29 protein-coding genes are annotated in these 22,524 nt (G+C 63.9%); 16 read left to right on the top strand and 13 right to left on the bottom strand.

Translation table 11 applies throughout. The features are described from left to right. The first annotated feature begins 17 nt into the window (after nucleotides 1–17). The 4 genes from OOZ51_RS05395 to OOZ51_RS05380 all read left to right on the top strand — a co-directional run bounded on the left by OOZ51_RS05395 (nucleotide 18) and on the right by OOZ51_RS05380 (nucleotide 3,995). Entirely contained in the window at nucleotides 18–1,298 is a 1,281-nt protein-coding gene (locus OOZ51_RS05395; protein WP_265978141.1) for an FAD-dependent oxidoreductase, read from the top strand. Beyond that, nucleotides 1,295–1,918 carry a TetR/AcrR family transcriptional regulator gene (locus tag OOZ51_RS05390; protein ID WP_265978140.1) on the top strand — a complete coding sequence of 208 codons (624 nt, stop codon included), beginning with the start codon at nucleotides 1,295–1,297 and terminating at the stop codon, nucleotides 1,916–1,918. Before OOZ51_RS05395 ends, OOZ51_RS05390 begins: the two co-directional genes overlap by 4 nt. 34 nt (nucleotides 1,919–1,952) lie before the next feature. Beyond that, nucleotides 1,953–3,635: an ABC-F family ATP-binding cassette domain-containing protein gene (locus tag OOZ51_RS05385; RefSeq protein WP_265978139.1), complete on the top strand. Its 1,683-nt coding sequence runs from the start codon at nucleotides 1,953–1,955 to the stop codon at nucleotides 3,633–3,635. Between the two features lie 144 nt (nucleotides 3,636–3,779). Then, complete coding sequence (locus tag OOZ51_RS05380; RefSeq protein ID WP_265978137.1) at nucleotides 3,780–3,995, top strand: hypothetical protein; 216 nt, start codon at nucleotides 3,780–3,782, stop codon at nucleotides 3,993–3,995. 107 nt (nucleotides 3,996–4,102) lie between these two features. On the opposite strand, the gene OOZ51_RS05375 is transcribed toward OOZ51_RS05380, so the two are convergent. Both OOZ51_RS05375 and OOZ51_RS05370 read right to left on the bottom strand, forming a co-directional pair. Further along, nucleotides 4,103–4,462, bottom strand: a complete 360-nt coding sequence (locus OOZ51_RS05375) for a hypothetical protein (RefSeq protein ID WP_265978136.1) — start codon at nucleotides 4,460–4,462, stop codon at nucleotides 4,103–4,105. 121 nt (nucleotides 4,463–4,583) lie between these two features. Next, nucleotides 4,584–5,192, bottom strand: a complete 609-nt coding sequence (locus OOZ51_RS05370; protein WP_265978135.1) for a hypothetical protein — start codon at nucleotides 5,190–5,192, stop codon at nucleotides 4,584–4,586. A 253-nt stretch (nucleotides 5,193–5,445) separates the two neighbouring features. On the opposite strand from OOZ51_RS05370, the gene OOZ51_RS05365 reads away from it, so the two are divergent. Then, on the top strand, nucleotides 5,446–5,994 hold the full coding sequence (locus tag OOZ51_RS05365; RefSeq protein WP_265978134.1) for a P-loop nucleotide/nucleoside kinase family protein: 549 nt from the start codon (nucleotides 5,446–5,448) through the stop codon (nucleotides 5,992–5,994). Nucleotides 5,995–6,204: 210 nt separating this feature from the next. Here the strand turns inward: OOZ51_RS05365 and OOZ51_RS05360 are convergent, their stop codons facing one another. The 4 genes from OOZ51_RS05360 to OOZ51_RS05345 form a co-directional block, all read right to left on the bottom strand. Next, a complete protein-coding gene (locus OOZ51_RS05360; RefSeq protein WP_265978133.1) occupies nucleotides 6,205–6,624 on the bottom strand; it encodes a hypothetical protein in 420 nt (139 codons plus the stop codon). A gap of 315 nt (nucleotides 6,625–6,939) precedes the next feature. After that, the gene (locus tag OOZ51_RS05355; protein ID WP_265978132.1) at nucleotides 6,940–7,086 is read right to left on the bottom strand and encodes a lmo0937 family membrane protein; all 147 of its coding nucleotides are present in this window, start codon (nucleotides 7,084–7,086) and stop codon (nucleotides 6,940–6,942) included. A 51-nt stretch (nucleotides 7,087–7,137) separates the two neighbouring features. Continuing rightward, the gene (locus tag OOZ51_RS05350) at nucleotides 7,138–7,476 is read right to left on the bottom strand and encodes a hypothetical protein (RefSeq protein WP_265978131.1); all 339 of its coding nucleotides are present in this window, start codon (nucleotides 7,474–7,476) and stop codon (nucleotides 7,138–7,140) included. A gap of 16 nt (nucleotides 7,477–7,492) precedes the next feature. Beyond that, nucleotides 7,493–7,762, bottom strand: a complete 270-nt coding sequence (locus OOZ51_RS05345) for a hypothetical protein (RefSeq protein WP_265978130.1) — start codon at nucleotides 7,760–7,762, stop codon at nucleotides 7,493–7,495. Between the two features lie 333 nt (nucleotides 7,763–8,095). Here OOZ51_RS05345 and OOZ51_RS05340 point away from each other — a divergent pair, with 333 nt between their 5' ends. Beyond that, nucleotides 8,096–8,812 carry a TetR/AcrR family transcriptional regulator C-terminal domain-containing protein gene (locus tag OOZ51_RS05340; RefSeq protein ID WP_265978128.1) on the top strand — a complete coding sequence of 239 codons (717 nt, stop codon included), beginning with the start codon at nucleotides 8,096–8,098 and terminating at the stop codon, nucleotides 8,810–8,812. An 84-nt stretch (nucleotides 8,813–8,896) separates the two neighbouring features. After that, the gene (locus OOZ51_RS05335) at nucleotides 8,897–9,577 is read left to right on the top strand and encodes a haloacid dehalogenase type II (RefSeq protein WP_265978127.1); all 681 of its coding nucleotides are present in this window, start codon (nucleotides 8,897–8,899) and stop codon (nucleotides 9,575–9,577) included. A gap of 77 nt (nucleotides 9,578–9,654) precedes the next feature. On the opposite strand, the gene OOZ51_RS05330 is transcribed toward OOZ51_RS05335, so the two are convergent. From OOZ51_RS05330 to OOZ51_RS05325, 3 genes are all read right to left on the bottom strand, one after another. Next, nucleotides 9,655–9,831, bottom strand: a complete 177-nt coding sequence (locus OOZ51_RS05330; RefSeq protein ID WP_265978125.1) for a hypothetical protein — start codon at nucleotides 9,829–9,831, stop codon at nucleotides 9,655–9,657. Then, entirely contained in the window at nucleotides 9,832–9,942 is a 111-nt protein-coding gene (locus OOZ51_RS22490) for a carboxymuconolactone decarboxylase family protein (RefSeq protein WP_416346350.1), read from the bottom strand. 284 nt (nucleotides 9,943–10,226) lie between these two features. Next, complete coding sequence (locus tag OOZ51_RS05325) at nucleotides 10,227–10,985, bottom strand: phosphotransferase (protein ID WP_265978124.1); 759 nt, start codon at nucleotides 10,983–10,985, stop codon at nucleotides 10,227–10,229. Nucleotides 10,986–11,486: 501 nt separating this feature from the next. Here OOZ51_RS05325 and OOZ51_RS05320 point away from each other — a divergent pair. From OOZ51_RS05320 to OOZ51_RS05285, 8 genes are all read left to right on the top strand, one after another. After that, on the top strand, nucleotides 11,487–11,696 hold the full coding sequence (locus tag OOZ51_RS05320) for an antitoxin MazE-like protein (protein ID WP_265978123.1): 210 nt from the start codon (nucleotides 11,487–11,489) through the stop codon (nucleotides 11,694–11,696). Further along, entirely contained in the window at nucleotides 11,693–12,016 is a 324-nt protein-coding gene (locus OOZ51_RS05315; RefSeq protein WP_265978122.1) for a type II toxin-antitoxin system PemK/MazF family toxin, read from the top strand. Before OOZ51_RS05320 ends, OOZ51_RS05315 begins: the two co-directional genes overlap by 4 nt. 288 nt (nucleotides 12,017–12,304) lie before the next feature. After that, nucleotides 12,305–12,796 carry a hypothetical protein gene (locus tag OOZ51_RS05310; protein ID WP_265978121.1) on the top strand — a complete coding sequence of 164 codons (492 nt, stop codon included), beginning with the start codon at nucleotides 12,305–12,307 and terminating at the stop codon, nucleotides 12,794–12,796. Nucleotides 12,797–12,805: 9 nt separating this feature from the next. Beyond that, nucleotides 12,806–13,354, top strand: coding sequence for a hypothetical protein (locus OOZ51_RS05305; protein WP_265978120.1), 549 nt, complete (start codon nucleotides 12,806–12,808; stop codon nucleotides 13,352–13,354). A gap of 326 nt (nucleotides 13,355–13,680) precedes the next feature. Further along, nucleotides 13,681–14,250 carry a dihydrofolate reductase family protein gene (locus tag OOZ51_RS05300; protein WP_265978118.1) on the top strand — a complete coding sequence of 190 codons (570 nt, stop codon included), beginning with the start codon at nucleotides 13,681–13,683 and terminating at the stop codon, nucleotides 14,248–14,250. A gap of 59 nt (nucleotides 14,251–14,309) precedes the next feature. After that, nucleotides 14,310–14,888 (top strand): sugar O-acetyltransferase, encoded by a 579-nt coding sequence (locus OOZ51_RS05295; protein WP_265978117.1) that lies wholly within the window; start codon nucleotides 14,310–14,312, stop codon nucleotides 14,886–14,888. 4 nt (nucleotides 14,889–14,892) lie between these two features. Further along, nucleotides 14,893–15,462: a TetR/AcrR family transcriptional regulator gene (locus OOZ51_RS05290; protein ID WP_265978116.1), complete on the top strand. Its 570-nt coding sequence runs from the start codon at nucleotides 14,893–14,895 to the stop codon at nucleotides 15,460–15,462. Between the two features lie 56 nt (nucleotides 15,463–15,518). Further along, on the top strand, nucleotides 15,519–16,712 hold the full coding sequence (locus OOZ51_RS05285; protein WP_265978115.1) for an MFS transporter: 1,194 nt from the start codon (nucleotides 15,519–15,521) through the stop codon (nucleotides 16,710–16,712). 75 nt (nucleotides 16,713–16,787) lie between these two features. Here OOZ51_RS05285 and OOZ51_RS05280 read toward each other — a convergent pair whose 3' ends face one another. From OOZ51_RS05280 to OOZ51_RS05265, 4 genes are read right to left on the bottom strand one after another with little or no spacing between them, the layout of a single operon-like run. Next, a complete protein-coding gene (locus OOZ51_RS05280) occupies nucleotides 16,788–17,207 on the bottom strand; it encodes a hypothetical protein (RefSeq protein ID WP_265978114.1) in 420 nt (139 codons plus the stop codon). Between the two features lie 59 nt (nucleotides 17,208–17,266). Continuing rightward, entirely contained in the window at nucleotides 17,267–18,514 is a 1,248-nt protein-coding gene (locus OOZ51_RS05275) for an ABC transporter permease (RefSeq protein WP_265978113.1), read from the bottom strand. Beyond that, nucleotides 18,511–19,239, bottom strand: coding sequence for an ABC transporter ATP-binding protein (locus tag OOZ51_RS05270; RefSeq protein WP_265978112.1), 729 nt, complete (start codon nucleotides 19,237–19,239; stop codon nucleotides 18,511–18,513). Before OOZ51_RS05270 ends, OOZ51_RS05275 begins: the two co-directional genes overlap by 4 nt. A 6-nt stretch (nucleotides 19,240–19,245) precedes the next feature. Further along, complete coding sequence (locus OOZ51_RS05265) at nucleotides 19,246–20,784, bottom strand: efflux RND transporter periplasmic adaptor subunit (protein ID WP_265978111.1); 1,539 nt, start codon at nucleotides 20,782–20,784, stop codon at nucleotides 19,246–19,248. Nucleotides 20,785–20,890: 106 nt separating this feature from the next. Between OOZ51_RS05265 and OOZ51_RS05260 the strand changes: the two genes are divergently transcribed. Continuing rightward, complete coding sequence (locus OOZ51_RS05260; protein ID WP_265978110.1) at nucleotides 20,891–22,396, top strand: bifunctional phosphatase PAP2/diacylglycerol kinase family protein; 1,506 nt, start codon at nucleotides 20,891–20,893, stop codon at nucleotides 22,394–22,396. The last annotated feature ends 128 nt before the right edge of the window (nucleotides 22,397–22,524 follow it).

Genomic DNA, 22,524 nt, shown 5'->3' with positions numbered 1-22,524 from the left:
CGACGGTGGGAGTGGCCATGGACCAGTTCGAAAGCACCACATGTGTCGTTGTGGGGGGCGGCCCCGCTGGTGTGATGCTCGGACTCCTGCTGGCCCGGGCCGGAGTCGAGGTCACCGTCCTCGAAAAGCATGCCGACTTCCTGCGCGACTTCCGCGGCGACACCGTCCATCCCTCCACCATCCGGCTCTTGGATGAGCTCGGGCTGGGCGAAGGATTCCGGGCCCTGCCACAAAGCAAGCTCGGCAATTTCAAGCTCCCTACGGGTGGCGGAGACGTGACCCTGGCCGCCTTTGATCGCCTCAGGCCACCCTACGATTACGTAGCCATGGTTCCGCAGTGGGACCTCCTGAAGTTCCTGGTGGACGCCGCGCAGCAAGAGCCGCACTTCACGCTCAGGATGAACACTGAAGCCACGGATTTGGTGTACGACGACGGCGGGAAGGTCGCCGGGGTGGCGTACCGTACCCGCGACGCGGCGTCGGGAGCGGAAATCGGCACAGGCGAGCTGCGCGCAACCTTGACGGTTGCCTGCGATGGCCGCAGTTCGGTACTGCGCCAGAAGGCTGGACTTGTCCCCCACGAATTCCCGGTGCCGTTCGACACGTGGTGGTTCAGGCTCTCCCGGCGTGCAGACGAACAGGAGCAGCTGGCCTCCATCATGCCGCGTTTCTCCGGCACGGATGTGCTCCTCAGCCTGACCCGCAAGGACTTCTACCAGATCGCCTACATCGCGGAGAAAGGCAAGGATGCCCAGTTGCGTGCCGAAGGGGTAGAGAGGTTCCGCGCGCGCGTTGCCCGCCTCCGCCCGGACCTGGCGGACCGCGTGGACGAAATCAGGTCCATGGACGATCTCCACATGCTGGACGTGAAGCTCAACCGGATCAAGCAATGGCACAGACCCGGGCTCCTCCTGATCGGCGACGCGGCCCATGCGATGTCTCCTGCTGGAGGCGTGGGCATCAACCTGGCCATCCAGGACGCCGTTGCCGCGGCCCAGCGTATCGCCCGCCCATTGCTTCAGGGCACCTTGGAGGAGGCCGATCTCGTTTCGGTGCAGAAGCGCCGCTGGTTCCCCACCGTGGTGATCCAGAATGTGCAGCTCCTCATCCAGAAAGCGGTCTTCGGCCCCGCACTGTCCGGGCAACTGGCGGGTCCGCCGAGTCCGCTTGTCTTTGTCGCACGCCACTTTCCGTGGTTCGGAAAACTCCCAGCGCTCATGATCGCCTTCGGGCCCCGGCCGGAGCACGCCCCGGACTTCGCGCGCCGGAAGGCCGCAGCGAGCCGGGATGCGGCGTGAGCAGGGGTCGCCGCCCGGGACAAGTGAGCAGCCGCGACGCTGTTCTCCGCGCGGCCCGCGAACAATTCAGCCGCAGGGGATATGACGCCGCAACAGTGCGGGCCATCGCAGCCGAGGCTGGAGTGGACCCGTCCATGATCAACCACCATTTCGGCACCAAAGAACAGTTGTTCATGGCTGCGCTTGAGTCTCCTGTGGACCCCAAGGAACACCTGACGGCTGTCCTTGACGGGCCGCGGGACGGTGTCGGGGAGCGGCTGGTATCCCGCTTCCTGACTGTTTGGGACTCGCCGGCGGGGGCGTCCGGAGTCGCGGTGCTGCGGACGGCCATGCAACACGAATGGAGTGCGGCATTGGTGCGCGAGTTCATCCTCAACCGGGCTATCAAACCGCTGCTGGCTGGCCTTGGTGTCCCCGCTGAAGAGGCTTCGTGGCGCGGAAGCCTGGTGGCATCGCAGCTTTCCGGACTAATCCTGACCCGCTACCTGATCAAACTGGAGCCGATCGCGTCGGCCCCCCACGCCGTCGTCGTCCAAGCGCTAGGGCCAACAATTCAGCGGTACCTGACCGGCGCAGTAAGCGGTGGACCGTCGGACTGGATGAGCCAAGCCGGCGACTAAGGAGTCCCCCGCGGTCCGTGGGAAGATTGAACGTGTGGCCCATATTGACGTTTCAGGCATCGACTACTTCCTCTCCGACGGCACCCAGCTGCTCAACGGAGTGACCTTCAAGGTCCCGGACGGCAGCAAAACCGCCCTGATTGGCCCCAACGGAACGGGCAAGACCACGCTTTTCAAGATCATCGCCGGCGATCTCACACCGGACGAAGGGGTAGTGGGACGCTCCGGGACCATGGGAATCATGCGCCAATTTGTCGGCCAGGTCCGCGATGAGTCCACCGTGCGCGACCTTCTTGTCTCCGCGGCGCCGCCGGCCCTTGCCGCGGCCGCCAAGGCAGTCGAAGACGCCGAGCTCGCCATGATGGAGCACGACGACGAGCCCACCCAAATGCAGTACGCCCAAGCGATCGTGGACTGGGGAGATGCCGGTGGGTACGACGTCGAGACCGTCTGGGACGAGGTCTGCATGGCCGCGCTGGGCATCCCCTTTGACCGTGCCCAGCACCGCCCGGCGTCGAGCCTTTCCGGGGGCGAGCAAAAGCGGTTGGTGCTCGAGGCGCTGTTCTCGGGACCGGATCAGCTGCTGCTCCTCGACGAGCCGGACAACTACCTCGACGTTCCGGGCAAGCGTTGGCTCGAAAGCAAACTCAACGAATCCAAGAAGACGGTTTTCTTCATCAGCCACGACCGCGAGCTGCTCAACAATGCCGCGGGACGCATCGTGACCCTTGAACCGGGTATCAACGGGGCTGGCGCTTGGGTGCACGGCGGCGGTTTCGGGACGTACGTGGACGCGCGTATTGACCGCAACGCGCGCTTCGAGGAGCTGCGCAAGCGCTGGGACGAGGAGCACCTGAAGCTCAAGGAACTCGTCATCATGTACAAGACCAAAGCCGCGTTCCGCTCGGACATGGCCAACAAATACCAGGCCGCGCAGACCCGTCTCGCCAAGTTCCTGGAAGCCGGTCCGCCCGAAGCCTTGCCGCTGGAGCAGAACGTACACATGCGGCTCAAGGGAGGCAGAACGGCCAAGCGCGCCGTGGTGGCTGAAAAGCTTGAACTCACGGGCTTGATGAAGCCATTCTCCACGGAGATCTGGTTCGGGGACCGCGTGGGCGTCCTGGGTTCCAACGGCTCGGGCAAGAGCCACTTCCTGCGGCTTCTGGCCGCCGGCGGCACCGATCCGGAGCGCGAGCACTTGCCGGTTTCCGACGTCGAAATCGCTGAAGTCCCGCACGAGGGCACCGTGAAACTGGGTGCCAGGATCCGCCCCGGATTCTTCGCGCAGACCCATTCCCGCCCCGACCTCTTGGGCCGGACACTCCTCGATATCCTCCACCGCGGCGACGAACACCGCTCCGGGCTGGGCCGCGAAGCTGCTTCCGGCGCGCTCGATTCCTACGGACTGGTGGGCTCGGCTGAGCAGAAGTACGAATCGCTCTCCGGAGGGCAGCAGGCACGCTTCCAGATCCTGTTGCTCCAGCTCTCCGGCGCCACGCTCTTGCTCCTTGACGAGCCTACGGACAACCTTGATTTGCACTCGGGCGAAGCCTTGGAACGCGCGATCGATGCGTTCGAGGGCACCGTCCTGGCTGTCACGCACGACCGCTGGTTCGCGAAGTCCTTCGACCGGTTCCTCGTCTTCGGATCCGATGGCAAGGTCTACGAATCCGCCGAGCCCATCTGGGACGAGTCCCGGGTAGAGCGGGCGCGCTGACGTCCAGTTAGTTGCCGAGCGGCCAGCTCCCAGACCGACAGCTACGCGGACCGACAGCTGTGCCGGACCGACAGATCTCAGCGGCCAAGCACCGAATCTGCGATCTGCTGTGCGGCTTGGTCCGGTGTGATGTGTGTGGTGTCGATGACCTCGGCTTCATCGTGGAGCCAGGTGCGAGCTGCCTCGGCGTATGGCTCCAAGTACGCGAAGCGGAACGTCACCAACGGCACCAACGGTACTGACCGCGGGTCTGTCGCTTCGGCCTCGAACCTGGGTGTGAATGTGGGTGCGAACGCCGGGGTTGCCGGCACTGTCCACAACAACACTAACGGCCAGAACACGGGCATCATCGGCGGCTAGGGCCGCCCCTGGGGTCGGGTGCCGGAAACGGCATCCGGCCCTTTCCCTGTCTCCTGGAGGCACTGCGAAAAAGTCCGCCAGTGAACCGATGTGTGGCGACCTCGAGGTCACTCGGATGGAGGTTCTGTCTCTGTGAGATCGACGCGTTGCTCGGGTTTCGGAGCCGTCGCATGGGCCGAATCAGCGGGTGGATCTCCAGGGCGCTTCAGCCAGGCGTTGGATTCCGAATCGCCGTGCGCGACAATCTCCACAGCTACGGAGTCCCAGCGGTAGGCGATGGTACCGGCGGCCGGACGTTGCGCTGTGATGTAGAACAGTCCGGGCCAAGCGAGGGCTCCGATTGGCGGCCCGTCCGGATCAGGATTCGCCAGGGTCACGCCGGCATCGTGTGCCACATCACGGCCGACATGAAATGGCAGCCCGACAACATCAGGCACCGTCACCCGATCAGCGAACCTCTCTTTCATTCTCCAAATCTAACTCCGAGAGGTATCCGCTGTAACGGGTCCGAACCGTCCGGTGGAGGGATCCTTACCGGACGGGTCTGAGCCTGAGACTGGATGCTGCCGACTGAGGCCTCCAGGCTCCTTATGGGTGCGTTGCGGGCTGTGTGGCGAGGATAGCATTCAGGGATTGGGCCGCGCGGGCCCGCTCCTCCTTGCCTGTGGGGAGAAGTTCGAAGCGGTCCTGGAACGGTGTGGTGATTCCATGGATCTCGAAGACGAGCTTGGGCCGGGAGGCGAACGGGGAATTCAGCTCCTCTAGCCGTATCTCTTTCACAAGATTCCAAGGGATGAGCCCGAAGGAAAACTTCCCCTGAGGCCGGACAAGCTCGATTCCTCGCCTGTCGGCGACGAGGAGGATGCGGCCGCCGCGGCCTCGGGCATGCTTCATGAGCGGGCCGGGACGAAGAAAGAAGTCGGTGTATCCGGCGCCCCAGTAGGTTTCGACGATTACTGCATCGGGCCGTGCGACACGGAGTGCCCCGGCAGCTTTCCGGGCCCTGCTGGCCGGAACGGTCAGGAAGAGGAACATCAGGACGCCCAGAATTGCCAGCGCGAGGAACAGATCCCAGAGAGTTTCGGCGCCCCTCGAGCGGGCACCGATGAAGAACCGGGCGGTGAACAGCACTGCCATAGTCGCCAGGAGGACGAGTCGGAGGGCGGGCGCTCTGGACTTGCTCGGACGCTCAGTCATGTGACGACTCTATGACCTCGGCTCTGAAGCAGCCCCGGACCCGCCGAAGCAGGGACGGGGTTTCGTTCTGCACACGATCTCGCCGAGGGGAGCTTCGACCACGAACCGAGCATGCGGTATTGCAGCTGTGTGACCGCTTAACGCAAGCCGTCACGGCGTCACTGTTCCTGCTTTTGCCAGCTTGGATCGGCTTCTGGTGGAAGGGCATGGGAAACAACTTTGGTGGACACTTCTTGGCACTAGAGTTCGATCCATGATCGTTTGGCTCAACGGCACCCACGGAGCGGGAAAGACGACGACGAGCGCGCTCCTGCAGCAATTGCTCCCCCACGCGCGTGTCCTGGACGCCGAGAAGGTCGGTGAGGTGCTCATGGACATCAAGCCCGGACTTCCTGCAACGGACAACTTCCAGCACTGGGAGCCGTGGCGAAGGCTCGTTGTCGAAACCGCTCGGCGCGTGCTCGAGTTCACCGGAGGCACACTCGTGATGCCGATGACTGTCTTGGTCGAGAGCTACTGGCGGGAGATCAGTGGTGGTCTTTCCGAGTACGGCATACCGATCCAGCATTTCGTGCTCCACGCCGACCAGGCCACGCTCCGCGACCGCATACAGAACGACAAGGACCTCGGCCCCTCGACGTTCCGCTTTGCGTACTTGGAGCCATACGCCGAAGCGGCTCATACCTGGCTGCACCATGAAGCCGAGGTCATCGACACCACACACATCACAGCGGACCAAGCCGCACAGCAGATCGCGGATTCGGTGCTTGTAACGCGCGCATCAGGTTTTACCTTTATCTGAAGTAGTCGGGCGCGCTCCAGGCTGGTTCGATGGCCTTGCGGCTTCCTTGCTGGGTGCAGCTGTCCCGGTGTGGGATTCCTCGGGGTGCACATTGCGGAAGCCAAGAGGCGGCGCCGCCGTCGGCCGCGGCGAAAATCGTCGTCTTTTATTCGGCGGTGATTCTTATTCCGGCGACGGCGCCTGTCCAAGGACCATTCGGGTCGTGTCGAATCAGCAGTGCGGCGACGTATCCCTCCTGCGGCTCGACAACCTGCGACAAAACGCCTGAGCAATCAAGATCGAGCGACAACAGATCCTTCGACCCTGGGCGGAGAGGAACACGTGCGCGGCCGGGATGCCCACACAAGCCACCGTGACGGTATACCGGCCGGCGGTCTGCACTTTTACTGTTTTGCTGAAACCGACCCCGGGTCCGTCGGCGGGGCCGGAGTCGTCAAGGATCACAACCCCTTGGGCCGTTGCAAGGCGATTCTTCAATTCGGCGAAGTTACGCGTTTCGGCTCCCAGTATCTCCGGGCTCTTCGTCGGGGCAGCTGGCGCAGGGTGACTGCTGTGCTCGGCGGAGGCTGTCTGCGTCGGATTGCCGGCATCCTCATAGGTGCAGGCTGCCAGGACAATTGCCAGCAGCATGCCCAGCACCGCCGCCGCTGCACCGCGGACTGGTCCCGTTCCCGTTCCCCCACGACCCGACATGGGCCGAGTGTACGGTCCGTTCGCCAAAAGGCAAGTCACAACCGTCCCTACAGGGTTGTGAGTCCGAATGAGCCGAGGACGGGCAACCCACAACGCGAAAGCCGCCCGTACACAGCCTGCCGGCATATGCCGGCGGACTGCGAAACGGGCGGCTCGTGACTCGCCTTATGGCTTCAAGCGGGGACGTACCAAAGCCGCGATCATTGATCGGTTGACCTTCAACGGCGCCATCCCCGAATTGGGCATGGAGTCCTACACCCGCGACCTGCCGCGGACGAAGTGGATAATCAGAACGATGACGGCAACAACCAGAAGCAGGTGAATGAACCCGGCGCCGACGCTGCCGAGCAAGCCGAGAAGCCAGAGAACGGCGATAATGATGGCTATCCAAAGCAACATGTAAGTCTCCCTTGTTTGTTTGTGTGCCCAGGCCGGCGGCTTAGGCATTCATTAGTAAGTATACTTACTAATGAGGGTAAGTGGGTGGTTCAGTGCGGTTTTTCCATTTGGAACCGCACCGACACTGCAGTGGACGGAGTCGGCGCCCAGATGGAGGACCTCATCACTCGGGGTCGATCGGGCCTGGACTGCAGCAACGAAGCCCGCGGTGGTGGACAGGACACGGGCATCGCCGCATTTGGCGCAGTTGAAGGCAACGGCGAGGGTTTCTCTTCGGTGGTCCATGATGGCGATAGAGTCCACGACCAGGTGTGCGTCGGTGTCGCACGTCGCGCACCAGGGCTGCTTGCCCCGGGGCTGGTGGGCTTCCAGGGGGAGGTAAGTGTTCAAGATGGTGCTCAACGGATCAGGCCAGTCCCGGGCAGCTTGCCAGAATGTAGTCGGCGGCGGCCGGGCCTGTCATGGCCAGCCCGTTGCCCCCGGGGTGGATGCCTTTGGTCTTCATTGCCGCCCAAAAAGCACTCTCGGGCCGCGGCGCGGAGCGGCGCAGCAAACACCAGCTCGTGTACAGGCCGTAAAAGCAGTCCCGTCCGAGAGCCGAGTCGGACCGGTCGTAGACGTGGATGGTGGCTTCTTCAAGGAATTGGTCGAAGTGGATATTAGCCGTACTAGCCATGGTGGGCCCTTTTTCGCGGGTGCGTTGTATAGGCTGCCATTTGGCTATAGCAGCTGAGCCCCAATGCGTGCACGCGGCACTGAAGCGGTCACCCGGTTCTGTGGAACTCTGCGGTTCGGGCGGTCCGTGCGTTGTGCGCAGTCACGGGCTTCTGAAGTGGAGCGCACGGCCCGTGGCCGTGCGCTGAGGTCCGCCTCGTCACACCTGCGTAGAAACTGTCTACGATGTAGACTTTACGCGTAGACTACAAAGTAAGCAAGCTTCTTTCCCCTGCAGAAACCAGCGACGTGATCAGATCAGGATGGAATCCTCGTGCCGCCCACAAATCCTCCGATGAATTCTTCAACTGCCGGCGAGAAGGCCGCCGGGGATAAACCCAGGCTTAGCCGGGACCTCGTCCTGTCCACCGCCCTGGCACTGGTGGACGAGGAAGGCCTCGACGCGCTCACCATGCGCCGCCTGGGGCAGGAACTGGGCCGGGATCCGATGAGTCTCTACCGGTACGCCGCCAACCGTGCTGCGCTCCTGGACGGAGTGACGGAACTTGTCCTGAAGGAGCTTTCCATCTTCCCGGACCGCCCGGATTGGCAGGCACAGCTCCGGCAGATAGCCCATGACCTGCGCCTGTTGGCGCTGCGGCACCCGAACGTCGTGCCATTACTCGTGACCCGCCCGCTGTCCACGCCCCTGGGCCTGCGCCCGCTGGGCACGCTGCGCCCGCTTGAGCAGATTCTCTCGTTGCTGATCGACGCCGGGTTCGCCCCGGCCGACGCGCTGCACGTCTACCGGGCCTACTACGGCTTCCTGTACGGCCACATCCTCAATGAACTGCAGGAATTCATCGTTGATCCAGACGAAAACGAGGCGCTGCTCCGCCTTGGCCTGCACCGCCTGCCCGCAAAGGAATTTCCCCGCCTCCGCGCCCTCGGCCCGGTGCTCGCGGACTACGACGGCGCGGCCGAACTGGACCAGGGCATCAGCATCCTGCTCACCGGACTCGCAGCACCCCTCATCCACGAAAAAACCACTCCCGGCACAGCCGCACGCTGACCGTACCCCCGTTGTATTTCCCTCTCTATCCGGGACGGCGACAGACTTGCACTGGGGACGTACACGCGACCGCAAGGAAAATCCATGACCACCGCCATCTCAGTCGTTGTCTTTGATGTCAACGAAACGCTGTCAGATATGTCGCCTATGGGGGAACGCTTCGGAGAGGTCGGTGCGCCGACTGAGCTGGCCAAGCTCTGGTTCGCCACTCTGTTGCGTGACGGCTTCGCGCTGACGGCCAGCGGAGACAACGGGTCCTTCGCCGCCATCGGGGCCGGCGCACTCCGCGGACTTCTGACAGGCTTGGAGCTTAACCGACCTCTCGATACGGCAGTCGACCATGTCATGGGCGGCATGAACGGCCTCGGGGTACACCCGGATGTCCCGGAGGGGATCAGGGCACTCGCCGCTGCAGGGTTCCGGCTGATCACGCTTAGCAACGGCTCGGCCCGGATCGCCGGGAAGCTGTTCAGCGACGCCGGGATCCGGGATGAGTTTGAGTCGCTGCTCTCGGTCGAAGACGCGCCCGCCTGGAAGCCCGCCCGGGCCTCCTATGAATATGCCGCCGCAGCTTCCGGAGCCGACCCGTCCGGCATGCTGTTGGTGGCCGTGCATCCGTGGGACATCCACGGCGCCGCCCGTGCCGGGCTGCATACGGCATGGCTGAACAGGGCCGGGGGCAGCTACCCGGGCCACTTTGAGGCTCCTGAATTCATCGTCACAGCCCTGACCGAACTTCCTGCGGCCCTGGCAGCAGCGCAATAACCCGCCTGCTGGTTTGAAAGGTTAAACCGCGGACTGGGCGCAAAGGGGGCGGCCGCCCCTTACGCCCGGCTGGGGTCTTAGGCGGTCAGGTCCGGGACAGCGGGTAAGTCCAGTTCCGTTCCGGCATAGTGGTTGAAGTAGTTGGTGTACAGGTTGGCTGCGATGTGGGCGGACGCTTCGGACAGTTCTTCGGCACTCGATCCGGCTTCACGGGCCACCCAAGAGATGGCTTCGAGTTTGTCATCGAAATCCACTTAGCCGGCGCGGATCGCGAGGATCTGCTCATCGTTCAGGCCAGCCCGGCGTGCCGAGAGGGTGTGGGTGGCCTGGCAGTAGTCACATCCGTTCTGGTTTCCCGCGGCCAGGGCTATCGCTTTGCGGGTGCGGGCGTCGAAGCTGCCGTGCGCGCGATGGCGTCGGAGATCCCCTCGTAGGAGGCGATCACGGCAGGTGAGTGGGCCATGCCGGCGTGGATGTTGAGCAGTTAACCCATTTTCCGGACGATCGGTTGGGAGGCTTCCGGGGCGGTAGCAACGGTGTGGGTGGGAATGCGTGGCATGCAGTCCTCACTTATCTAGATTGATTGACGGGACAAAACCTTGGGCCGAGGAAGATGCCGGCCGACGTGCAGGGGCGCTGTCCGGGATCCTCAGCGTGGGTATGTGAGAAGCGCTTTCGACCAGAGATCCTGATGACGCTGTGCGTATTGGGTTGCGGCCCGCCAGTGGTCGCCATGGCCTTCGATGTACATCGAGCCCCACGGTTCATGCCCTGAGTCATGGGAAGACTTTAGGAGGTGATACATCGCGGCGGCGCGTTGAGACATCGCTTCCGGTAGTTGTTGGCGCATACGTCGATCCGCATCGTACCCACCAATGAAGGCCGTCAAATTCTGTGCGGCTTCCTCTGGCGCTTGGTTCGTGTCCGAGAGCGTGAAGGCTTGAGCGGCGTAGGACAGGTCCCATAGTCGTGTGCTGGGTGCGGCGGCGTCCCAATCGATGAAGGTCCAACGATCGCCGATGATGAGATTCCATGGCGCCAGGTCGTTATGGCAGATCAACTCTTCGCCCGGTGATGGGATCGCTACGGTCCACCGCGCGTCGCGCGGGGGAACGAATGACGCGCTCGCGTCGTGGATCGCGCGGACCATCGCTCCGACACGGTGAAGTTCCGTATGCGTGAGTGGATCTGAGTCGAGCGCGAGTCGCCCTGGAATGAACTCGGTGATTTGTCGGCCCTGCTCATCCTGGCCTAGGACTGCTGGCACATCGACGCCAGCTTTCCTCACAGCTGTCATGAATTCGAAGACGCTCGGTGTCGAGTCCATCCACGGCTTGCGGACCATTGATCCAATGCGTACGACAGCATCGCTGACATTGCCGCCTTCGAGTATTTGCTCGGCATCCATTAGTCGATGCTAGCGCCGCCCGTAAGCCGGCCCCTCACCGTGCTGCGGTGACTCCTGACACGGCCCCGCACAATTTCTGTGTGACTTGCGCCGATAAGTGGCGGATCTTTTGCGACGCTCAGGCAGCGTACGCAGCCAGCCCGGTGGGAAGAGCTGAGACGGCATACCGCAACGGCGATGGTTTCTTTCAGCACGAGTTTCCGGTGAATCAGTTCCAGGCAGGGAAAATCCGACTCGGGGGTGGCCTTGGAGGCATCCTCGGGGAGGTCGAATCGGTCGGATGGCATCTCGAGCACACCGGCTATGTTTGCCTACAGACTGACTCGTACACCTCCGGGAACTTGAGAACTCACCGGGCCGCCTGACTGTGTGCCGGGATTTGCCGAGGAGAAGAAGGATGCGTTCTTGGTGTAGCTGCAGATTGGCCGGTCTGTAGGAAGGCAACTCCCGGGCGCGGTCGCTCTTCTGGCACCCGGCCTTGTTACATGAAACAATAGGGGTATGAGTGTGAAGGATCGAGTCAGTGAGTACAGGCGCCGGATGCGGGAGCGGGGTTTCCGGCCGATTCAGGTCTGGGTGCCGGACACCCGCGCCAAGACGTTCGCGGAGGAAGCGAGACGGCAGAGCGCGATCGTGGCCGAATCGGACCGGCACTCGGATGACCAGGACTTCGTCGACGCCGTGTCAGTGTTCTGGGACGACGAGGAGTGATCCGCGGCGAGATCTGGACAGTCGCCGGCGGCGTCTTCGCCTCCAAACCGCGCCCGGCGCTCGTCATCCAAGACGACCGCTTCAGCGATTCGGAGTCCCTGACCGTGCTGCCGATGACATCAACTCTCCGGGACGCCCCCTTGTTGCGGATCCCGGTCACACCCTCTGACCTGTCAGGGCTGGTCCGCGAAAGCCACATCATGATTGATAAGATCACCACTGTTCGGCGGTCCAACGTACAGTCACGTGTGGGGCGTCTGACAGCGGGCCAGCTGGTGGATGTGGAACGCGCGCTGCTGGTCTTCCTTGGGATCGCATAAAACATTGGGGAGGCCCGCCTGCTCGCTCAGCCATTACTTGCCCAGGTGTTGGCCCTGACCCTGCGGAATTGGCCGTGAGATCCATTGTCGGTGTGTGTCCTTTTCTCGCCGGGTCAAGGAATGGGCACATATCAATGGCTGCTTGCCAGCAATTGACAGCTATGGGGGCGTCATGTGCGTGATCATGATGAGGTATCCGATTGCGTGGGTCTTTCGGTCTAATAACTGGTAGGTTGTCGGCATTGGGGGCGCGGTGGGTGCTCCCGCGCGCTGAAACGGACTTCCCTGATGAGTGGTTACTACCCGCAGAACAACAACCTGCCGCAATCGTACGGGCCAATGGTGTCGCTCTCTTCTCCGGAGATGAAGCGCCTACGCTCGCTGCGGACCACGGTCGGGGTCTCGTGCCTGATCCTCACCGCCGGGGCCGGGTTCTACACGGGCCTTGACCTGTCTTTGCTAGATCGCTTCGGCGGCGCCACGGGCATGGTCTTCGCTACGTCCGCTGCGGGCTACGCTGTCGCCGCCGCTTGCTACCTCGGAATCGGCATCTGGGTGCTCCTCACCCGGAAGACGACGTTGAAGGCCCCGCTGATTGCCGCGGCGACGGTCGCCGGGATTGCCGCGGTCCTTCTGCTGCTGGGGCTGGTGACGTCACCTGCCGGGAACCATGCACCGCAATACGGCAGTCTCACGGTGAACTTGCTCATGCTCATGCGGGCCGTCTCGGCGCTGCGTATCCGGCCGCGGCCCGCCGTCGTCCCCGCCGCGCGGTTCTAAGGGGAGCAGATGGTCGCACGGGCCAACCGATCAGACATCGTGCAACTCATCGGGCGGATTCTCACGGCCGCCGCTGTTGCCCTCACGGCAGCGGGCTGCACCCATGTCGCACGCCCAGCCCAACCCGACAGTCCAACCATGGCGGTGTCCGGAGCGTCGACTCCCTATCCGAGCCCGACGTCGGTCGCCGCCTCGTGGGGTGCCCCACTGTCCGGCCTGTTCATCAGCCAGGGCACCCGGACTGTCGGCGTCGCGCGCATAGCGGGAACCGCCACGGGCGCCACCCTCACGTTGGACGGCGTTTCGACGACGCCGAATCCGGCCTTGAAGATCATCCTCAACGAAGGAGCCCTGTCCAAAGACACATCAGGGGACATTGTGGTCCAAGACCCGAAGTTCTTGGACATCGGTGGCCATTTGAAACCCGGGCCCGGTTCCCAGACTTTCGAATTGCCACCGTACCCGCCTTTTACGATCCGAAGCGTTACGATCATGGACTCGCGGACGAACGTTGCCTACGGGACAGCCGACCTGAACCCTGGCCCGGCACTCGGGTAGTCCGGCTGCGGTAGCCCTTACGCTGACAACCAAACCGAGCGGCTGGACTCGCAAGCCCAGCCGGGTGAGTAGCACCGAACGGTTGGACGGCATCATCTCGACCCCGTACGTTGCACCACGTCCTCGTTCCGGCTGAAGGTCTGGTCCAAAGTGGTCTCTGCGACGAGCTGGTAGCCGCAGGTCAGTTGAAACGCGGGCCGAAGGCTATGGCATCCAGATCCTGGGCAGTTACCGTGGCTCCGTGAGGGACAGGATGCTGCCGATTATGTGCGGGACGACAGCGTTCAGTGACGCCCTCGACCACTTCGAGACGGAAGGCTGGCGCCGTGCGAAAACTGATCTACGGCATGAATCTGACCCTGGACGGCTACATCGCTGCGGCTGGTGACGACATCGGCTGGAGCGGACCGAGCGACGAACTGTTCCAGTGGTGGCTCGACCAGGAGCGGGTTAGCAGCCTGTCGCTGTACGGCCGGAAGCTCTGGGAGACCATGAGCTCCTACTGGCCAACCGGCGACCAGCGACCCAACGCCACCGCGGCGGAGATCGAGTTCGCGAGGAACTGGCGGGACACGCCGAAGGTGGTGTTCTCCTCGACGATTGACAAGGTCGACTGGAACACCAGGCTGGTCACCGGCGACGCGATCGCCGAGATCACCCGGCTCAAGGCCGGGGACGGCGGCCCGATGAGCGTCGGCGGCGCAACGCTCGCCGGGGCTGCCATGCGGGCCGGGCTGATCGACGAATACGCGCTAGCCACCCATCCGGTCCTGGTGGGCGGCGGCACTCCGTTCTTCACCTCGCTGGACAGCTGGGTGAACCTGAACCTGGTGGAGACGCTGACGTTTCCCGGCGGCGTGGTCCTGACCAGATACCAGACGCAAACTGCCCGGTGAAGGTGTCCTAAACGCGCTCCGGCTTCCCCTTCGCCTCACCGATGTGTACGATCGTACGCATGGCCGATTACTTCGCTGACGACCCCCGCACCAACCGGGAACGGATGTTCGCCGGGGACCTCTATATCTCCGACGATCCCGAGAGTGCGCGTGAATCACAGCGGGCGGTCTTGCTGCAGACCAAGTACGCTGCGGCCTACGTGGAAGACCCGGATGCTGCACGGCCCATCCTCGCGGAGCTCCTGGGCTCCCTGGGTGAAGACGCCCACATCAAACCACCGATCTTCGTGGACTACGGCACGTTCATCACGGTCGGAGCCCGCACCTTCATCAACTACAACCTGACTGCCCTGGACGTCGCACGAATCACCATCGGCGAAGACTGCCAGATTGGGCCTAATGTCCAGCTCCTGACACCGACCCACCCCGTGGAGCCGCAACCGCGCCGCGACCGACTCGAGGCGGCGCAGCCGATCACGATCGGAGACAATGTGTGGCTCGGGGGCGGCGCAATCGTCCTTCCCGGCGTGAGCATCGGCGACAACTCCGTGATCGGCGCGGGCGCGGTGGTCACCAAGGACATCCCCGCCAACTCGCTCGCAGTCGGCAACCCGGCCCGGGTCATTCGGGAGATCTGAAACCGTGGCCTCCCGCCGCTTCGATCCGGACCGCCGGGACAGGATAATCGCCGCCGCCTTGGATGTGATCGCCGCCCAGGGTGTTGCCGGCGCTTCGCATCGCAAGATTGCCGAGCAAGCCGGAGTGCCCCTGGGGTCCATGACCTATCACTTCGCCAACATGGATGAACTTCTCACCGAGGCGTTCAGGCGCTTCGGGAATTCGATCGCCGACCGCTTTGATCAGGAGTTGGGAGAAGCTACAGACGTCGACGGCGCGCGGCTGGCTGTGGTGGACTTGATCCATCTCGACCTGCTGGACTCACAGCGGGACCTCGTCCTGACGCACGAGCTCTACACGCTCGCCGCCAGGAAGCCGGTATTCCGCCAGATCACCCGGGACTGGATGGCCCGGAACAGGCGTGCCCTCGGACTGCATTTCGACCCGGAAACCTGCAGGATGTTGGATGCACTGATTGAAGGCCTTTTCATCCACGCTGCGCTCGACACCGAACCGCACCACCGGGCCACCACTGTAGAGGCGGTCGCCCGCATCACCACCCCGTATCACCGTCCTGCTCGGACCGCCCATTAGCGCACCCCTAGCACCGAAACCCGAAGTGAAAATCTCTCCGTGGAAGTTGTGACCGTATGACCACCAGCACCAGAACCGCCCCCGACGTCAAAGCCGCGGCAATCGCCACTTTCCTGGTCTTCGGCATGAATGGCTTCGTTTTTGCCAGCTGGGCGGCCCGCATACCTGCCGTCACCCAGACCTTGAATCTCACCTCCGGACAGATGGGCACGTTGTTGCTGTGCACCGCCGTCGGGTCCCTTGTGGCACTGCCATCCGCGGGATGGGTGGTCGGCAGGATCGGTACGGCCAACACAGTCCGCGCCGCCGGGCTGCTAGCCGCCTCTGCCGGAGCGGCCATCGCCTTCTCCTTGATGGCCGGCTCCGTGGCCGCCACCGCGGTGGCGCTGGTTTTCTTCGGTGCGGGGGTAGGCCTGTGGGACGTTTCGCAGAATATCGAAGGGGCCGACGTCGAACACCGGCTCGGGCGCACGGTCATGCCGCAGTTCCACGCCGCCTTTAGCGGGGGTGCCTTTGTGGGGGCACTGATTGGGGCGTGGCTTTCCCAGATGGGGGTTCGACTTCCGGAGCATCTGCTGGTGATTGCCGGCGTCGTGGTGCTTCTCACCTTGACGGCGCCCCGCCACTTCATGCCCCACGAAACCACAGGAACGGCCTCCGACGCCGGCGTGCCGGCCGTCAAGGGTCCCTCGGCGTGGCGGGACTCCCGCACCCTGTTGATCGGTGTGGTGGTACTCGGAGCGACCCTCACGGAAGGCGCCGGAAACGACTGGATCGCCAAGGCTTCGGTGGATGGCCTGAATACGACGGAATCGACAGGCGCTCTTTTGTTTGCGCTCTTCGTGGCCGCGATGACCCTGATGCGTTTCCTCGGAGGCCGGGCGATCGACAGGTTCGGACGAGTTGCGGTGCTTCGGGCGAGCATGGCCGCCGCCGCAATGGGCCTGGCGTTGTTCGTCTTTGCGGACAACCTCTTTTTTGCCGGGGCGGGCGCGGCCCTCTGGGGCATCGGCGCAGCCTTGGCCTTCCCCATGGGCATGTCCGCTGCTGCCGATGATCCGAAACACGCAGCCGCGCGCGTCTCAGTGGTCTCGACAATCGGTTATGTGGCGTTTCTTGCCGGCCCGCCGCTTCTGGGATACCTGGGCGACCACACCGGCATCCACATGGCCCTGCTTGCCATCGGGGCGCCGATCCTGATTGCCCTGTGGCTGGCCGGCGCCGCGAAGCCTCTGGTTAAAGACAACTAACTCGCCGTTGTTGTCGTTTTCACGCGTCAAAACGACAACAACTGCGAGTCAGTTGGGTGGCTGCGGGGTGGGTGGCTACGGCGCCGAGGTTGCAGGCGCCGACGGAACAGCGCTCGGCGATGCACCGTTGGTCGGAGCACCGCTTTGCCGGTTCCGGCCTTGACCACCCTGACCGTTTTGACCGCCGTTCAAGTTCTGGAACTGGCCGCGGCCGGGACGGGCCTGTCCGGCGTCCATGAGCTTGGTGACGCCGACGCCTCCGAAGAAGCCGACGGCAACCAGCAGCACGGCGAGGAGGATCTGCGTCAGGCGTCCCATCTGGAAGCGCTTCTTGGGAACGAACGGCTCCGGAGCTTGGGCGAAGGGTTGCCCGGTGGGTTCCTGTCCGGTGGCCTGCAGGACTGCGGTTGGCTGGCCGGCATAGGGCTGCTGGGAGTAGGGCTGTTGAGGCTCCGGCTGGTTCGAGGGACCGGGCTCCGGTGCTGAATAGGACATTTGTGGATCTCCTGTTTGGGTGTTTCTTCGTTTAGTTGCTGGGCTGGAAATGGTCCGGGCTATTCGTACCGCAGGGCGTCGATCGGCCGTAGCTTCGCCGCCTTGTTGGCCGGATAGATGCCGAAGATCAAGCCGATCGCCGCGGAAACCAGGAACGACAGCCACACGGTCCACCACTGGACTTCGGGCTGGGTTCCCAACACGGGGAAGGCACTCCCGATGTATCCCGCGGCAATGCCCAGCACGCCGCCGATCAGCGAAATGATGAGCGATTCGATCAGGAACTGGCTCACGATGCTCCCCCGCGAGGCCCCGATCGCCTTGCGGATGCCGATTTCGCGCGTGCGTTCGGTGACCGTGACGAGCATGATGTTCATGACGCCGATCCCGCCTACCAGGAGCGAAATTCCGGCCACGGCCCCCAAGAGGATGGTCAGCGTAGCGGTGGTCGTCGTGGCCGTGGTGAGGATCTGCGCTTGGTTCCGCACTTGGTAGTCACGGTTGGCAGACGTGACGTTGTGCCTGGCATCGAGGATCATTTGGACCTCGTTCTGGGCCTGGTTCATCACGTCCGCCGACTTCGCCTGGACGCTGATGGAGGCAAGGGAAGGCGAGTATCCGGTGAACTTGTCCTGGGCGGCACTGTAGGGGATCACCACAATGTCATCCGGATCGTTCAGGCCGGACGAGCCCTTTTGAGCCAGAATCCCGGAGACCACGAAGTTCTGGCCGTTGAGGGCGATCGTCTGCCCCACGGCGGAGGCCACTGAGTTGCCCACCAGATCTTGGGCCACGGTGTTGCCGATGACTGCCACCGCAGTGCCGTTGCTCGCGTCTCCCTCGCTGAAGTACGAGCCCGCTGCGAGCGTGTCGTTCGAAATGCCAAAGTACGACGGCGTGGTCCCCACAAACGTTGCGACCGCATGGGTTGCGTCTTTATAGGTTCCCGTGACGTTCTGGGCGGTGACTACGGGCGCCGTCGCGGCGACGTCGGGGGCCATGACGGGGTCAGTCAGCGAGGCCATGTCCTGGAGGGTCAGGTTGGTGCCGCGGGAGCGCGGACCGGTGACGGTTTGTCCGCCGCCTGCGGCGCGCCCGCCCGCCGTCGTCTGGCGGCTGACCGTGAGTACGTTGGTTCCCAGTTTGCCGATTTGGGCCTTGATGGCGTTGGAGGTTCCGGCGCCCACTGCCAGCAGGATGATGACGGATGCGATGCCGATCAGGATGCCGAGGGTGGTGAGTATGGAGCGCATCTTGTTGGCCATCACCCCCGTCAGGGCGAAGCGTACCGATTCGGCGATCATCATAGTGGCACCGCCGTCGCCAGAGGATGTCCGTGGACGCCGCGGACCCGGTGGTCCTCAATGATGTGGCCGTCCTGGAATCGCACTACCCGGTTAGCCCGTGCCGCTACGTCGGCCTCGTGGGTAATCATCACGATGGTCCTTCCGTTGGCGTGCAAGGACTCGAAGAGGTCCAGGATCTCGTGGGAGGACTTGGTGTCCAAGGCGCCTGTCGGTTCGTCGGCCAGCAGCAGTACCGGATTGGTTACCAGGGCCCTGGCGATGGCAACGCGTTGCTGCTGTCCACCGGAGAGCTGTGAAGGCTTGTGGTCTGCACGTTCCGCCAAGCCCACTGAATCGAGCACCTCCAAGGCCCGCTCCCGCCGTTCCTTCCGGTGTACTTTTGCGTAGGCGAGGGGCATGGAGACGTTGTCCACGGCCCGGGTTCGCGGTATCAGGTTGAAGTTCTGGAAGACGAAGCCGATTTTCCGGTTGCGGATCTGCGCCAGCTGGAATTCGTCCAGGGTCCCGGTGTCGATGCCGTCCAGGTGGTAGGTACCCTGGGTGGCTCCATCGAGGCAACCGATGATGTTCATCATGGTGGACTTTCCGGAGCCCGAGGCGCCGATGATGGCCACGAAGTCGCCGCGGTCGATGGAAATGCTGACGGAGTCCAGCGCGCGGACCTCGGCCTCCCCCTTGCCATAGATCTTGCTTACGGAGTCCAGTTGGATGACAGCGTCGTTCACGGCTGTTTACCCACCGTTTCCGCGGGTACCGCCGGTGCCTCCGGCGCCGCCGGTGCCTCCCGTTCCGCCAAATCCACCGGTACCGCCGAGGCCGCCCGTCCCGGTCCGTCCGGTGGTGGTGCTGGTGTCCAAGGTGGAGGAGATGGCCGGGAGTTCAATCTGATCGCCCGCGCTGAGCCCGGTAAGCACTTGGGTGCGTCCGTTGTCCGTGATCCCGGTGGTGATGGTCACGGCCGTCGAGGTTCCGTTCTTGAGGACGCTGACTGTTTGCCGGGTTCCGGCGGTGGTGATTGCCAGCGAAGGCACCGTCAGCGCGTTCTTGGCTGTCGCTGTCGTCACGGAGATGTTTGCGCTCTGGCCGAGCCGGAGTGCTGCCGGGGGATTCTTGATGGAGATGGTGACCGGGTAGCTGACCACGTTGTTGGTTGTGGTGGCGTTCTGCGCGATCGCCGTGATGGTACCGGTGACGGGTGCAGCGGAGGGGTCGGCCTTGAGGGCCGGGAAGGTGAAGGTCGCGGAGTCGCCAGTCTTCATGGCGGCGATGTCCGATTCGGCGAAGTTGGCGATCACCTGAAGATGCGCGGTGTCGCTGATCGTGATGAGTCCGGAAGAGGATGTGCTCGCCGCGCTCGTGGAGGAGCTGCCCGAGGCGCCGGATGCACCGGATGCGCCGGATGAGCTGGAACCGGATGAGCCGGAGCTGCTACCGGCGTTGCCTCCTACCACTGCGTTGACGGCGGTGATTGTGCCTGAAACCGGGGCGGCGAGGGAGCAGGACGCGAGGTTCTTGGTTGCGGTGTCCACGGCGATCTGGGCAGACGTGGTGTTGGACGTGGCGCCGCCGCCGCTTTGGGCGGAGTTGAGGGCCGTCGCAGCCGAGGCTAGCTGCTCTTTGTCCTTGAGGGCCGAGCTGGCTTGCTGGTTGACTGCCTGGGTCAGGGCTTGATTGTCCTTCGCCAACTGGGCCTGGGCAGCGTTGAGCGCGGTCTGGGCCGGCTGGCTGGAGGGCGAGGCGCTGGCAGCGGTTTGCGCAGACGCGACGGTTGCCGTGTCATTGTTCACGGCCGTCTGCGCCGCGGCCACGGCACTGGCCTGCTGGCTCGCGTCAAGATTGGCCGTCTGTTGGGCGTTGGCCAGGTTTTGGTTTGCCGAAGCTACCTGGTTGCTGGCAGAAGCCTGCTGTTGATTTGCCTGTGCCGCGGCCGAATCCAATTGGGCTTGGGCAACGGCCAGGGCGTTCTGGGCGTTGGTCGGATCAATGGTGACCAGCACCTGCCCCGCCGTGACTTGCTGGCCCGTCACCGCGGAGACCGTGGCGATTGGCCCGGTGCAGTTCTGCGCGTTGATGACGGTGGTGCTTGCGGGCGAGACGTTACCGCTCGCCGTGGACACGGCGGCGAGGTCCGCGGCGCTGACCGCAACCGTGCGGGCTGTGGTGTCGGCGGCTGTTTGCGGCACGCCGTTCAGCACGAAGAAGGCACCGGCGGCAATGCCGACTACGGCCACCCCGATGCCGCTGTTGATGAGTTGAGGCTTTGAGAGCATGCCCGAAGACTATGGTTGCTCGCTTGGAACATGCCGAGTGCTACCTGAAGGTTTACCTTATGTGACGTGCTGGTCCCCCTAGCCAGCCCGCCGTTATTCTGGTGGGATGCGTAGCATGGTGCGAAGGGGCCTTTGGGGCACAAGGAGCATTGCGCGACTCGATCGGGCTGCGGTCCGTGCCGTTTCGCGCTTGCCGGAAGGCCGGCACGACGCCATCCTGAAGAGCCTCTCGGAGGCAGCCACGAAGGGCAAGCTGTGGTTTGCCCTGGCCGGCGTTCTGGGGGCCGTTCCCGGCAAGCCTCGAAATGCGGCAATCCACGGGCTCTTGGCTCTTGGAGTCGCCTCGGCCGTCACCAATCTCGGCTTCAAGTCCCTCCTTCCCCGGGCGCGGCCGCTGCCCGAGCACCTTCCGGCTTTCCGCTTTGTGAACCCACAGCCCACCAGTTCCTCGATGCCCTCAGGCCATTCGGCGTCGGCGGTCGCCTTCACCCTTGGTGTTGCGTTGGTGTATCCCCGACTGGGGGCGGCGCTGGCCCCGGTGGCTGCGGGGGTGGCGTATTCCCGCGTGCATACGGGAGCCCATTGGCCCTCTGACGTCCTGCTCGGCTCGACGATTGGCGCCGGAGCGGCCCTCCTGACACGAAAATGGTGGCCTCTGCGGCCACCAGTTCCGGACACAGAGCGCTCGCCGGCCGAAGCTCCAGCAATCGACGACGGCGAGGGGCTGAGTATCGCGGTCAACGCCCTCGGAGGTTCCTACTCGCCGGACACTGAAACACAGCTTCAAGAAATATTCCCTAAGGCGTATATTCACTTGATTACTGAAGGCGGGGACATCGCGGATGAAATCCGGGCCGCCGCGGAGAAGCCCGGGACGAAGGCCTTGAGCGTGTGGGGCGGGGACGGAACTGTCGGCACCGCCGCGGATGCCGCCGTCGAGCATTCCTTCCCGCTGCTGGTGCTGCCCGGCGGTACGCTCAACCATTTCGCGCGCGACGTCGACGCCCGGTCGCTGGAAGGTGCCCTGGAGGCTGCCATGACGGGAGCCGCGGCGTGGACGGACCTGGGCCACGTGACGGCGGGCCGGGGCGTCGATGGCAAGGATGAGGTCACCGAGCTCATGATGCTGAATACAGCCAGCATTGGCGTGTACCCGAACTTGGTGCGGCGCCGCGAGCGGCTGCAGCCTGCCTTGGGGAAGCCCCTTGCGGGGCTCGTTGCCGGGATGCGCACCTTTGGCGCGGCAACCCCCACCACCCTCCTTATCAACGGGGTGCACCACAAGTTGTGGATCCTTTACTTGGGCCGCGGCCGCTATTACCCGCGGGATTTGGCGCCACTGACGCGGCCCGTGCTGGACGATGGCGTGCTGGACATCCGCATGGTGACGGCCGACGAGCCCTTTGCGCGGCTGCGGCTGCTGTGGGCAGTCCTCACGGGAACTGTGGCCACGTCGAAAGTGACGCATCTGAGTGAGGCCTCAGAGATCAGCATCGAAGCGGTCGGGGAACCGCTCGTGATAGCGGTCGACGGCGAGCCGTTGCCTGGTGTGCGGACCGCAAAGTTCACGGTCCGGCGTCGCGCGCTGCGGGTCTATTCACCGCTTTCCTAGGCCTTTGCCGGGGCTCTCGCAGAGCTGTCCCGGACCCGGAGGCTCCCCCGGACCCGGCCGGCATCATCAATAGGGACTACCCTGGCCAGACCCTGAATCATCCCTGAGACCGGCGAATTCCGCTGCGC

The sequence above is a fragment of the Arthrobacter rhizophilus genome, from assembly GCF_026241105.1.
In the GTDB taxonomy this organism is placed as follows: Bacteria; Actinomycetota; Actinomycetes; order Actinomycetales; family Micrococcaceae; genus Arthrobacter.
The sequence above is the reverse complement of the archived record's forward strand: the minus strand, read 5'-3'. Positions and strand labels throughout refer to the sequence as shown.